General features: G+C 67.9%; 7 protein-coding genes. 5 read left to right on the top strand and 2 right to left on the bottom strand.

Features of this window, described 5'->3' with window-relative positions; genetic code table 11:
- Positions 1-62: 62 nt before the first annotated feature.
- Positions 63-4,556 (top strand): discoidin domain-containing protein, encoded by a 4,494-nt coding sequence (locus D7V93_RS03620; protein WP_120642026.1) that lies wholly within the window; start codon positions 63-65, stop codon positions 4,554-4,556.
- Positions 4,557-4,679: 123 nt separating this feature from the next.
- Positions 4,680-6,410 (top strand): M1 family aminopeptidase, encoded by a 1,731-nt coding sequence (locus tag D7V93_RS03615; protein ID WP_158623641.1) that lies wholly within the window; start codon positions 4,680-4,682, stop codon positions 6,408-6,410.
- On the opposite strand, the gene D7V93_RS03610 is transcribed toward D7V93_RS03615, so the two are convergent.
- Positions 6,312-8,771 carry an Ig-like domain-containing protein gene (locus tag D7V93_RS03610; RefSeq protein ID WP_158623640.1) on the bottom strand — a complete coding sequence of 820 codons (2,460 nt, stop codon included), beginning with the start codon at positions 8,769-8,771 and terminating at the stop codon, positions 6,312-6,314. The genes D7V93_RS03615 and D7V93_RS03610 overlap by 99 nt on opposite strands.
- Positions 8,772-8,937: 166 nt before the next feature.
- Positions 8,938-9,600: an SRPBCC family protein gene (locus D7V93_RS03605; protein WP_120642023.1), complete on the bottom strand. Its 663-nt coding sequence runs from the start codon at positions 9,598-9,600 to the stop codon at positions 8,938-8,940.
- Between the two features lie 128 nt (positions 9,601-9,728).
- Between D7V93_RS03605 and D7V93_RS03600 the strand changes: the two genes are divergently transcribed.
- From D7V93_RS03600 to D7V93_RS03590, 3 genes are all read left to right on the top strand, one after another.
- Positions 9,729-10,289 carry a Tox-REase-5 domain-containing protein gene (locus D7V93_RS03600; RefSeq protein ID WP_120642022.1) on the top strand — a complete coding sequence of 187 codons (561 nt, stop codon included), beginning with the start codon at positions 9,729-9,731 and terminating at the stop codon, positions 10,287-10,289.
- Positions 10,290-10,309: 20 nt separating this feature from the next.
- Positions 10,310-11,068 (top strand): immunity 52 family protein, encoded by a 759-nt coding sequence (locus D7V93_RS03595; protein ID WP_120642021.1) that lies wholly within the window; start codon positions 10,310-10,312, stop codon positions 11,066-11,068.
- A 5-nt stretch (positions 11,069-11,073) separates the two neighbouring features.
- A partial coding sequence (locus tag D7V93_RS03590; RefSeq protein WP_147451031.1) for a WD40 repeat domain-containing protein occupies positions 11,074-12,036 on the top strand: 963 nt, incomplete at its 3' end.

Raw genomic sequence — 12,036 nt, 5'->3', positions numbered from 1 at the left:
CGTCCTGGTCGTGCGTCCAGACGCATGCGTCACGGTGTTCCTACTCAAGGAGTCGTCCCCCAATGTCTGAATCTTCCTCTCAATTGTCAAGAACGGGCGTGCGCCCGGTCCTGCTGGAAGCGCCACCCGGTGTCTGGCTTTACCGCGCCTTCGTGGCGGCGGCGCTGCTGCTGACCGTGCTGGGCGCCGCGCCGGCCCAGGCCCAGACGAACGTGGCGTTGAACAGGCCCACCACGACGTCCTCCGCGGAAGGCAACTTCCTGGGGCAGTACGCGGTGGACGGCGACGGCGGCACGCGCTGGGGCAGCAACTTCACGAACAATGAATGGATCACCGTGGACCTGGGGCAGACGCGCACGATTTCGCGCGTGGTGCTGACCTGGGAGGCGGGTTACGCCACGGGCTACAAGATCCAGGTGTCCGCCAACGGCACGGCCTTCACGGACGCGCTCACCGTGACCAACGGCGACGGCCTGGTGGACGACCTGTCCCTGCCGGCGGGGACCACGGGCCGCTACGTGCGCATGCAGGGCGTCGCGCGCGCGGGCGCGTATGGCTATTCCCTCTGGGAGTTCGCCATCTATGAGACGGGGGGCACGCCGCCGCCAACCAACACGGACCTGGCGAAGAACAGGCCGGCCACGGCGTCCAGCGTGGAGGGCAACTCCGAGTTCCTGCTGCCGGGCTTCGCGTTCGACGGGCTCGCGACGACGCGCTGGGCCTCCAATGCCGCGGACCCCCAGTGGATCCGCGTGGACCTGGGCACGTCCCAGGTGGTGGGCAAGGTGGTGCTGGACTGGGAAGGTGCCTACGGCAAGACGTATACGATTGACGGCTCCAACGACGACGCCCAGTGGACCACGCTCAACACGGTGACCAACGGCGCGATCGGCAGGCGGGAGATCCCCGTCTCCGGCACGTACCGGTACCTCCGCATGCGCGGCACCGAGCGCGGCACCGGCTACGGCTATTCGCTGTGGTCCTTCGAGGTCTACCAGTCCGGCGGCACGAACCCGCCGCCGACGCAGACCACCAACCAGACCATCAAGCTGAACTTCCCGGAGCTGGCGTACGCGAAGATCAACGTGTCGCCCGCGCCGCTGAGCGTCACGCCCGTGCCGGAGGAGGGCAACACCACGCCGTCCGTGCGCAACCCGCCCGGGCCGTTCACCTACCAGCTCACGTTCCCGCCCAACACGACAGTGACGCTGTCGAAGAACCAGTTCTCGCCCACCCAGCCCAACACGGACATCCGGCTGGCGGTGGTGGACTACAACGGCACCCAGCAGCGCGGGCAGTCCGTCAGCGCGCTGGCGGTGCAGGGCGCGGACTGGAACGTGGAGATCTTCGCCACGGGTGGCACCACGGATCCTCGTGACCCCACCATCATCCCGGACCCGTATGTGGCCCCCGCGCCGATGGCGGTGGCGGGTTCCTTCCGGCTGGTGTCGCCGGCGAACAACGCGATGGTCACCGCGACCCGGCGTCCCACGCTGACGTGGGCCCCCGTCACGGGCGCGACGAACTACAAGCTCTACGTCAACCTGACGCGCAACGACTACGACTGGATGGCGGCGGGCAACCTGCTGGATCGCTACACGCAGGTGGCGTCGCAGACGGGCACGTCCTTCACCTTCACGGAGGACCTGCCGGATCGCTGGACGTACAAGTGGTACGTCGTCGCGACGCTGTCGGGCAGCACGCCCCGCTCCGACATCGGCAACTTCAGCGTGTACCTGCCGACGGTGGAGACGCAGGCGGATGGCGTCAACGTCATCAACGGCTCGCGCGACCTGAACAAGAACGGCGTCATCGACCCGTACGAGGACTGGCGCAACCCCATCTCCGTTCGCGTGAACGACCTGATGGGCCGGATGACGCTGCACGAGAAGGCGATGCAGATGTTCTACGACGCCAAGGTCTACCCGGAGGCGGGCTTCCAGATGGGGCCGCTGTCCCCCACGGACATCCCGATGTTCCAGAAGGCGTCCGCGGCCACCCGGCTGGGCATCCCGCACATCGACGCGGGTGACTCCATCCACGGCTACAAGACGAGCTGGCCCACGCAGCCGGCGCTCGCCGCGTCGCGCGACCTGGACACCATCTACGAGATGGGTGACATCCAGCGGAAGGAGCAGATCGCCATTGGCAGCCGCGGCACGCTGTCGCCTCTGGCGGAGGTGAACACCAAGGTCCTCTATCCGCGCATCCAGGAGGGCAACGGCGAGGACGCCGACCTCGCGGCGGGCATCACCCGCGCGCTGATCGCCGGCCTCCAGGGTGGTCCGGAAGTGAACCCGAACTCCATCTGGGTGACGACGAAGCACTGGCCGGGGCAGGGCGCCGGTGGTGAGGCCGGCATCACCTACGACGGCACCACCATCCACTACCACATGCGTCCGTGGCACGCGGCCATCGAGGCGGGCACGAGCGGCATCATGCCGGGCTACGCCGGCAGCTGGCTCTTGGGGCCGGAGGGGTACGGCGCGGGTGACAACCCGGGCATCCTCAACTACCTGCGCACCAAGCTGAAGTACGACGGCGTCATCTGCTCGGACTGGCTGCCTTCGGGCTCGTGGGTGCGTTCCGCCACGGCGGGTTCGGACGTCATGGGCGGCGCGACGCCGTCCGCGATGGCCAACTTCGAGAACGAGGTGCCGCTGTCCCGGATCAACGATTCGGTGCGCCGCATCCTCGACCTGAAGTTCCGCCTGGGCATCTTCGAGGACCCGTACAAGCAGGGCCCCGCAGGCACCTCCGAGTGGCACACCGCGGACAGCAAGGCGGCGGTGCGCCGCGCTTCGCAAGAGGCGATGACGCTGATCAAGAACGACGGCGTGCTGCCGGTGCGGCTGCCGGCGGGTGGGAAGATCGTCATCGCGGGTCCCCGCGCGGACGACATGTCCTGCATGGTGACCTGGCGTTCGGACTTCCACGGCTACGAGTTCGGCGACCCGACCATCTACGCGGCGGTGAAGGCGCGCGCGGAGGCCGCGGGGCTCACGGTCTACAAGGACAACGCCCCCGCGGGCGTGACGCCGGATGCGGCCATCGTGGTGGTGGGTGAGAGCTACTTCACCCACGGCACGGAGTGGGACAAGGAGAAGCCGTACCTGCCCGGTGACCCGATTGGCCCGGCCCACGACGCGAAGTGGGGCGACCAGTTCGGCGTCATCAACAGCTTCAAGTCGCGGGGCATCCCCACGACCACGGTGATGATCATGCCGCGGCCGTACATCCTGACGAACGTGATGCCCATCACCAACGCGCTGCTGATTGCGTACCGTCCCGGCGACATGGGCGGCTACGCGGTGGCGGACGTGCTGTTCGGTGACGTGCTGCCGCGCGGCAAGACGCCGTGGCAGCTGCCGCGCTCCATGAGCCAGATTGGCACGGACGTGGAGAGTGGCCAGCTGGAGCGGTGGGACCTGCCGTACGATCTGGGCGCGACGGACGCGGAGCGGGCGACCATCCGCCAGAAGATCGCCACGGGTCAGCACATCGAGCCCATCTACGGCAACCCGCTGTTCCAGTACGGCGTGGGCATCCAGGGCTTCGGCCTGACGGATGCGACGGCGCCGGTGGCGTTCAGCCTGCTGACGCCGGCGAACAACGTGGTCATCACCACCACGCGGCCGGCGTTCACCTGGAACGCGAGCAGCGATCCGCAGACGGGCATCCAGCGCTACGAGGTCTTCATCGACGGCGGCGCCGCGCCGGTGGCGATCACGAAGACGCCGTCGGCTCCGCTGGAGAGCCTGAAGCTGGCGAACGGGACGCACACCTGGTTCGTCAAGGCGTTCAACTGGGCGAACGGGGTGACGCAGTCCCCCACGTTCACCTTCACGCTGAACGACACGACGCCTCCGGCGGCCTTCGCGGCGCTGTCGCCGTCGGCGGGCCAGGCGGTGCCGGGGACGTCCACGCGCTTCATCTGGGAGCAGACCACGGACGTGGGCGCGGGCGTGGCGCAGTACGTGCTCATCGTGGACGGGGCGGACCGGAGCCCGGCCATCCTGCGGAGCGCGGCGACCCCCGCCGGGACGAACCTGGCGAGGGGCAAGAACGTGGTGGCCACCTCGTCCGAGTTCGGCAGCCCGAACGACGCGGTGGACGGCAGCCTGACGACGCGTTGGTCGAGCGTCGGCACGGCGACGACGGGTGACACCGACTCCATCACGGTGGACCTGGGCGCCATCTACTCCGTCAAGCGCGTGCTCTTGAACTGGGAGGCCGCGTACGGCCGGCGCTACGTCGTGGAGACGTCGCTGGACGGCGCGACCAACTGGGTGGCGCTGAAGACGGTGGACACCGGCGACGGTGGCATCGACGACTGGACGGGCCTGACGGGCGTGGGTCGCTACGTGCGCATGCGCGGTGTGCAGCGCGCGACGGCCTATGGCTACTCGCTGTGGGAGTTCGAGGTGTACGGCGTGGGCACCGAGCAGACGACGGTGACCGGGCTGGCCACGGGCACGCACACCTGGCGCGTGCGCGCGGTGGACGGTGCGAACAACACCACGCTGTCCACGGGTCCCATCACGTTCACGAAGTAGGTGAAGTGAAGCGCTAAAGGGGAGGGGCGGCCGGGAACGGTCGCCCCTTTCTTCATGGTGACGACCTGACGGTGCGCTCCGATGCGTATCGGGTTCGTGCTCCGACCCCTGCTCCGACGCTGCATGCCGCCGCTCCTGCTGGGCCTGCTCGGCGGGTCGGGCTGTGACGCGGTGGACCCTGAACCCCAGGACCTGCCCGACGCGGGGACACCGCTGGCGTACACGGTGGACCGGTACGACCAGACCTTCGATTTGACGACGCGGGAGGCAACCTCTCGGCTGTGGCTGGACGTGGAGGGGGCTCGGGAGGGCTGTCTGTCCCTTCCGGCTCCGGAGGGCGTGACGGACGTGCGGTGGCAGGGTGCGCCTGCCGCGAGCACCCGCACGGAGGAGGGGACGCTGGAGGTCTGCGGGCGGTCGGTGGTGGATGGGCCGCTGTGGATTGAAAGCCGCCGGGTGGTCCCGGAGACCACGTACCTGTACACGCAGGTGGGGTTCTCCCGCCGACCGGATCTCCACGGCGACCTGTTCTCGTATCTGCTCGGGTGGGTGGAGTCCTGTGACCTCCTGGGCCCGTGTGACGATGCGCCCGCGCGCCTGGCTCACTTCACGTTCGACGTGACGCACGCGCCGGGGCAGGTGGTGCTGTGCCCGGGGAGTCTGTCCCGGCCGGATGAAACCCATACACGCTGTGAGCTGCTGGGGACGCGGGCGCCCACGTACTCGGCCTTCATGGTGGCCTCCCATCCCGCGTGGAAGCGGACGCGACTGGTGGACTCGGAGGTGGCGCGGGTGGAGCTCTACGAGGTCCCGGGTGGGCTGCTGGGCCCGGCGCTCGACGCGGCGGCGGTGGAGGACTTCCTGGGGTGGATGACGGCGCGGTTCGGTCCGCTGCCCTACGGCCATGAGCTGCGCGTGGCGGGAGCACCCACGGAGTGGCTGGGCATGGAGCATCCGGCGAACATCATCCTGCGCGACAACCTGCCGCTGCTTCCGAAGGACTACGCCAACATGACGCTGCACACGCTGATGCACGAGGTGGTGCACCAGTGGGCAGGCAATCGGACCACCCTGGCCAGCGCGCGGGACTACCCGTGGAAGGAGGCCGTGGCGGAGTACCTCACGTATGTCTACGAGGACGAACACCGGGGCACGGACGCGGCGTCGACGCTCGCGTACTGGGACCGGCTGGCGCGCACGTCGTCCTTCTACCTGCGCCCGGGGGACGTGCCGGCGCCGCCGTTCATCTCCTTCGTGAATGACGTCTACGGCACCGGGCCGATGATCCTGCTGCTGCAACTGGAGTCGCTGGTGGGCAGGCCGCAGGTGCTCTCCGCGCTCCAGTCGTTCCTGGCCGAGCCTGGAGCCCAGAGCATCGAGGACCTGCGCACGGCGCTCGAAGGGGCGTCTGGTGTGGGGCTCCAGCGCTACTTCGAGACCTGGGTGGACGGGGCAGGGGAGCCGGACTGGCCGTTCTTCCAGGTGGAGTGGCGCGAGGAGGAGGCGTTGGTGCTGACCGTGACGCAGCGGACGGTCGCCGGCCGTGTGTATCCGTGCGTGGTGGAGCTGGAGCTCCAGGGGGAGACCGGGGAACAGCGACAGCGGGTCACGGTCTCGTACGGACTGGAGCCGCTGTCCGCGACGGTGCACGCCACCGTGCCGCTTCCACCGTGGCCCGTCCGGGCGGTGACGGTGGATCCGGGGAACCGGCTGGTCAACCGCCGGATCCCGCTGTTCCTCTGGGAGCCGCCTGCCTCAGGGCTCGCGCTGGGGCTGAAGGGTCCAGTTGAAGGCGATGCCGTCGATGGTGATGAACTCGAACAGCGCTCCGTCCGGTTTCGCGAGGGGCGGTAGGCCCGAGTACACGACCTCATCCGCGTTCGTGACCAGGATGTGTCCGGGTGCGTCCTTGAAGGGGCTCGTGCAACCACTGCCGCTGACGGTGACGTCGACGATGCGTCCGTCCGCGAGCGCGGCGGTGTAGGCGCGCGAGTCGTGCGACAGCCAGGCCTGTGTGTCGGGGTCCAGCGACTTCAAGCCCTTGAAGGGATTCACCAGCAGGACTCCGCCGCCCACCGGCCCCAGCGTGTACTCCGTGGGCGCGAGCCGGTAGCCGCAGCCACCGGTCACGTACTGGATGTCGAGCGTGAACCTGGCGCTGGGCGACATGATCAGGAAGGCGCCGAGCCTCTTGGTGTGCGGCAGGAGCGGATGGTCGTAGTCCGCGGCCGCGAAGGCGCGCAGCACCTCGAACTCCAGGTTCGCGTCGAGGATCTTCCCCCTGCCGGTCCAGCCACTGCTCATCTGGACCGCCTTCGACGTGCCCTTGAACTTCCAGCAACCCACGTTGTTGCGCTCGAGGTACGACGCCTCCGCCGACGTGAGCTTCCCGCCGCCTCCGGGTTCGAACTTCGCGTTGCTGGTGATGATGACGAGGTCCTGCACCCGCTGCGACTTCAGGTCGCGACAGAAGCCCACGTCCTCGTAGTCACTCCAGTCCTCCTCGTGCCACGTCCCGCTCGCGTCGCTCCAGAACGCGGACACCTTCACCGGATCCTTTGCCTGGGTGATGTTCTGGAACCAGCCGTTGTGGAAGCGGATGGACCGCGTGTCCGTGTCGCTGAACGTGAAGTGGTAGTAGCGGCTCGACAGGTTGCTGAGCACATCATGGAGATCCGTCCGGGCCTCGGGCGCGCCGGCCAGGTCGGCCAGGAGGTCGTTCGAGCGCACCTTCTCCGAGAGCTGATCCCACTGCTTGAAGGACGCTGCCTGGGTGTCGATGGGCGCCTGATTCCAGAGCACCTTCGCGAACTCCGGCCAGACCTCCTTGAACTTGCCAGGAATGACTGCGTCCACCGCGCTGAGGGCCGACGTCTCCTTGGTCAGCTTCTCCAGCGAGGCCGTCACGAGGTTCGGGCCATGCTTCTTCGCCAGGTACTGGAAGAACAGATACGCGCCGTAGTCGCGTTTGGCCTGCCCCGCCTTCGGCGACGAGCAGTTGCCCGCGGAGCGATCCTCCAGGGAGTAACCCGGGGTGCTCATGAAGCAGTCAGCGTAGTCCTGTTCCAGCTGCAACGTCTGTCCATAGACGTAGTCGATGGCCCAGGTCGCGGTCGCATCGCGGATCCAACCGTAGGAAGGCTGCGGCGCCATCGTCTTGTAGGACCACTGGATGGCGTGCATCACCTCGTGCGCGGCCGCGGCCTTGAGCTCGTCAATGGAGAGTCCACCGGACAGCAGGATGTAGGTGGGGGTCTGGGAGTCGTCGTAGCCCGCCGGGAGCGTCAGCCCGAGGTCGGTCATGTTGCGGACCAGGTAGAGGTCGACCTGCGAGCTGCCCCCGTTGCAGCCGGCGTAGGCCTCGTCGGTGAGCGGCTCCTTGAGGCCCAGCGCCATCAGCTTCGGCCAGATCTCCTTCTCCACCGCATCTTCCAGGAGCACGGCCTTTTCGCGCTGACCCGGAACGCCATACTCGAACCAGATCTTCACCTTCGTGTTGGATCTGGACACGCTGTGCCAGCCGTCGAGGCCTGCGCGACAGGTGGGACGCGCCAGGCTGCGCAGCTCGGTGGACGGCAGGGGCGCGTTGAGCCAGCTGCCCGGGTCGTCCGGGCGCAGGAGATACATTCCGAGCGCGTCCTGCATCGGCGAGGAGAGGGTGTCGAAGCGTTCATGCAGCGCTTCGAGCGCGGTGGCGTCGAAGCCGGGTTCGACGCGCGCCTTGTACTGGACGGGCAGGCGGGGATCGCTGAAGGCGGCGTACACCTGATAGGCCAGCAGTTCCTCGTCGTTGATGAGTCCGGCCTCACGCGCCGTCTCCAGCACCTCGTGGCTCGACGGGCGGGAGGCGTCGTCGGGGAGCACCACCACCGAAAGGGTCGCGCTCACCGAACCCACCGTGGCGGTGATGACCGAGCCGCCCGCGGACACGCCTTCCACCTGGCCGCTGGAGACGGTGGCGTACTGCGGCAGGTAGGACGTCCAGGTGACCTGGACGTCCTCGAGGACGTGGCCGGTGTCGTCGACCGCCTGCGCGGCCAGCGTCAGCGATTCACCCACCAGCAGCGTCGCACCGTTCGGCGTGATGCGGAGCGCGGCGACCTTGTCGTTGTCTCCGCCCCCTCCTGGCGTCGTGTCGGGCTTCGTGGAGTCGCAAGCGGCCAGCAGCAGGAGCAGGCACAGGGTGAGCCGGGAGGCTCCATGAGACACAGGCATTGCCGAACCTCGATACATCCGGGAGAGCGATACAGATACCACGGGTGTGTCTCACGCTGACCGCGGGTGGTGCAGGCGGTCGGTGGAAGGGACGTCGTGGAACGAAAAGGCCCCTCGTTGCCTGGGAGGCAACAAGGGGCCGGGAACCGCACGAGCATCGTGGGGACTACGGCGTGGGCACGGCCACGGCGGGCGCGCCTTCCGTGGGCGCGGCAGCGGCGGCAGCGGCGGCAGCGGCCTCTTCGGCGGCCTTCGCTTCGGCCAGCTTCCGGGCGGCTTCGGCCTCCGCGCGCTTCGCGACTTCGGCCTTGGCGGCGTTCTGCATGTTGGCGAGGCCCGCCTCGAAGTCCTTGCCGACCATCTTGTCCATGTCCATGAAGAGCGAGAACGCCTTGCTCATGAAGTTGTTCTCGCCGGACATGGTCCACGTCACCGCGACGCCGTCCTGCGCGGGCTTGAGCTCGAAGGTGGTGGTGTTGGTGGCGGCGAAGGGCTTGATGAACTCGAGCTTGATGCGAACGGACTCGTTCGCCTTGCTCTCTTCGATGGTCATGCGGCCTTCGCCCGCCTGGTCGTTGCCCGCCCACGCGTAGGTGGCGCCGGTGCCCGACTCCGCGCCGCCGTAGACGCGCTTCATGTTCGGATCCAGCTTGTCCCAGGGGGACCACTCGCCCCAGTGGTGGAAGTCATTCACCAGCGCGAAGGCGATGTCGGGCGTTCCCGGCACCGTGGCGGTGCGCGACAGGGAGAAGTGGGCGGGGCGGGTGGCGATGACGCCGATCAACAGCAGGAGCGCAGCGACAAGGCCAATGGCGATCTTCTTGAACATGGGTGTCCTCGGAACGGAACCCCTGGAAGGGGCGGACGTGTCTTAGGCCCACCGTCGAGCTCCGCTCAAGCCCCCCACCTGGCAGGGATGTAGGCGCTCTGTAACGCGACGCGTATCGTGCCGCCCGCATGGTCAAGTCCTACCCCCTCCCGACGCGGATGCGCGCGGCGATCACGGTGTTGATCTCGACCCTCGTTGTCGCGGGTTGCGCCGGGGTGGAGAGGCCCGCGGGTCGAGGTGGCGCCAGGGTGCTGCGGCAGCAGCGCATGCCGATGGGCACGGCCCTCGTCACTGCCCGGCCGGGTGAGCAAGTGCAGCAGGCGGTGGAGCTGGGCCTGCGCCGCAATCCCTTCATGCCCGAGGGTGCCCTCGACTACTGGGTCGGAGGCGTGGGCAGGAAAAGCGGAGGCGTGAAGTTCGACGGATTCAAGAGCGGCGTGTTGCTGGAGGCCAAGGGGCCCGGCTATGCGAACAAGTTCCTCGACAGCCTTGATCCCAAATCCTGGTTCAAGAGCTCGGGAGCCGCCGAGATGGTCCAGCAGGCAAATCGGCAGGTCGGTCGGGTGCGGAGAATGGGCATTCCCATCGAGTGGCATGTCGCGGAGAAGAGAACCGCCGATGCCATCCGAAAGCTGCTCAAGGAGAACAATATTTCAGAGATCGAAGTCATCCACACCCTGGTGCGCTGAGGCGAGTAGAACGGACCACCATGCCGGATCCCCAGACCTACCCTGAGACCTACTACGCGGGTGCCTATTGGGGACCGCGTAAGGAGACGCCGGAGGCGTGCGCCGGGCGCACGGCGGTCTTCCTGGGGCTTCTGGCCGAATGCGACCCCTTCCTGGCCCAGTGGTACAAGCCGGCTCGGTCACTCAAGGATGCGCGCAAGCACCCGTTGATGCCGCCCGACGTAGCGATCCTCACCGAGCTGTTCCGCAAAGGTGTCAACCGTGAGCGGGGAGGACCCGCGATTGAAGAACTGGGCTTCACTTTCTGGTTCGGCAACGGTGGCCTCAGGGGAGACAGTGTGGACCTCCGAATCACTTGCGGCGACTACGGAGGAGCCAATCCCAACTGCTGCGTCATGCCCCTGCCAAGGCAAGGGACGAATGCGGACAGGCTGGTGACGGCCTCCGTGCTGAGTGCCGTGGTACGGAGCATGGCCCTTGCCTGGGATCCGGATTGGGCCGTTGTGACGTCCGACAACTTCCGAAGGCTCATGAGTGAAACATCCGACGCCGGCACGTTCGCGGGTTGGGTCATGTACCAGTCGCGACATCGTGGAACCGTCCCCCCGTTACCGGCCCCAGTCCGCATCGAGCCCGTCGAGGACAGGGGCACGCTCGTCATCCTCACCCCGGAGCGCTTGACGGCGAGCAACCCCGAGCACGTCGAGTTGGGCCACCGCGTGGGCGAATTGCTGTCCAACGCGGGCCTCATACAACCCGTCATCCCCCCTCAACGTTGATGGTCATGCCTTCCCCTCTCGTGACACCCGACACCGCGCGGTCCCTGTCGCTGCTGCGACGGCTGGGCGATCCGGAACCGAATCCTCCCGTCTACCAGTTGCAGTGGCTGGGCTGGGACGCGTCGTCCCGTTACCTGCTCTCGGTCCTTCAACGCGGCCAGGCGTGTCTTCGCTGGTGGGACCTCCAGTCGGACCATCACACTCCAGTCGTCACGCTCCCGCTGCCGGGCGCGATGGCGGCGTGGTTCCTTCCTGGCTCGCAGAACCTCCTGTCCGTGACGGTCCGCGGCACCCTGCAGACCTGGGCGGTCTCCGACGGTTCGCTGGTGTCCACGGTGGAGACCGGGATGTCGATCTCGGGTGCCCACCTGTCCATGGATGGAACACGGCTGCTGTTGACCGCTCCGGCGGGACGCGTCCTGCTTTGGGACCTGCAACGCAACTGGCTGGTGTGGCGACGGGAGGACCCCGCGTACCTCTACGGGTGCGCGCTCTCGCCCGATGGCCGGTTCGCGGCCGCGGGCGCCGCCGAGGAACAGCCGGAAGACAGAACCCGTGCCTCGCTGCGTCTCTGGGATGCGCGGACTGGAAGGCCGCTCGCGACCCGCGCCTTCGAGCAATCCTCCCGCACCTGGACCGTGGCCTTCGCTCCGTCCGGGGAAGGGCTTGTCGCGGGGACGTCGGCAGGCGAGTTGGTGTACCTGGGCCTTCCCGATCTCGAGGTCATCCGGAACGTCAGCGGGCCCGCCCCCGGCGCCATCCACGTTGAGTTCAACCGGGAGGGCTCCCTGCTGGCGGTCAGCGCGGACACGAGCGCCTTCGAGGTGCGGGCCGCCCAGGGCGGCCGCGAGCTCTACTCCGACTCGGACCTGGACGACATGCAGCTGAGCACCGTGGCCTTCTCTCCCGATGGACGCTTCGTGAGCTGGGGCCTGGACGAGAGCCGGGTGGGGCTCTGGGGCGTGGCC

The sequence above is a fragment of the Corallococcus llansteffanensis genome (assembly GCF_003612055.1).
GTDB classification, from domain to species: domain Bacteria; phylum Myxococcota; class Myxococcia; order Myxococcales; family Myxococcaceae; genus Corallococcus; species Corallococcus llansteffanensis.
The sequence above is the reverse complement of the archived record's forward strand: the minus strand, read 5'-3'. Positions and strand labels throughout refer to the sequence as shown.

Coding starts and splice junctions, on each gene's coding strand:
- D7V93_RS03595 (WP_120642021.1), top strand. CDS start 10,310: ATGCCGGATCCCCAGACCTACCCTGAGACCTACTACGCGGGTGCCTAT.
- D7V93_RS03600 (WP_120642022.1), top strand. CDS start 9,729: ATGGTCAAGTCCTACCCCCTCCCGACGCGGATGCGCGCGGCGATCACG.
- D7V93_RS03620 (WP_120642026.1), top strand. CDS start 63: ATGTCTGAATCTTCCTCTCAATTGTCAAGAACGGGCGTGCGCCCGGTC.
- D7V93_RS03615 (WP_158623641.1), top strand. CDS start 4,680: ATGCCGCCGCTCCTGCTGGGCCTGCTCGGCGGGTCGGGCTGTGACGCG.
- D7V93_RS03605 (WP_120642023.1), bottom strand. CDS start 9,600: ATGTTCAAGAAGATCGCCATTGGCCTTGTCGCTGCGCTCCTGCTGTTG.
- D7V93_RS03610 (WP_158623640.1), bottom strand. CDS start 8,771: ATGCCTGTGTCTCATGGAGCCTCCCGGCTCACCCTGTGCCTGCTCCTG.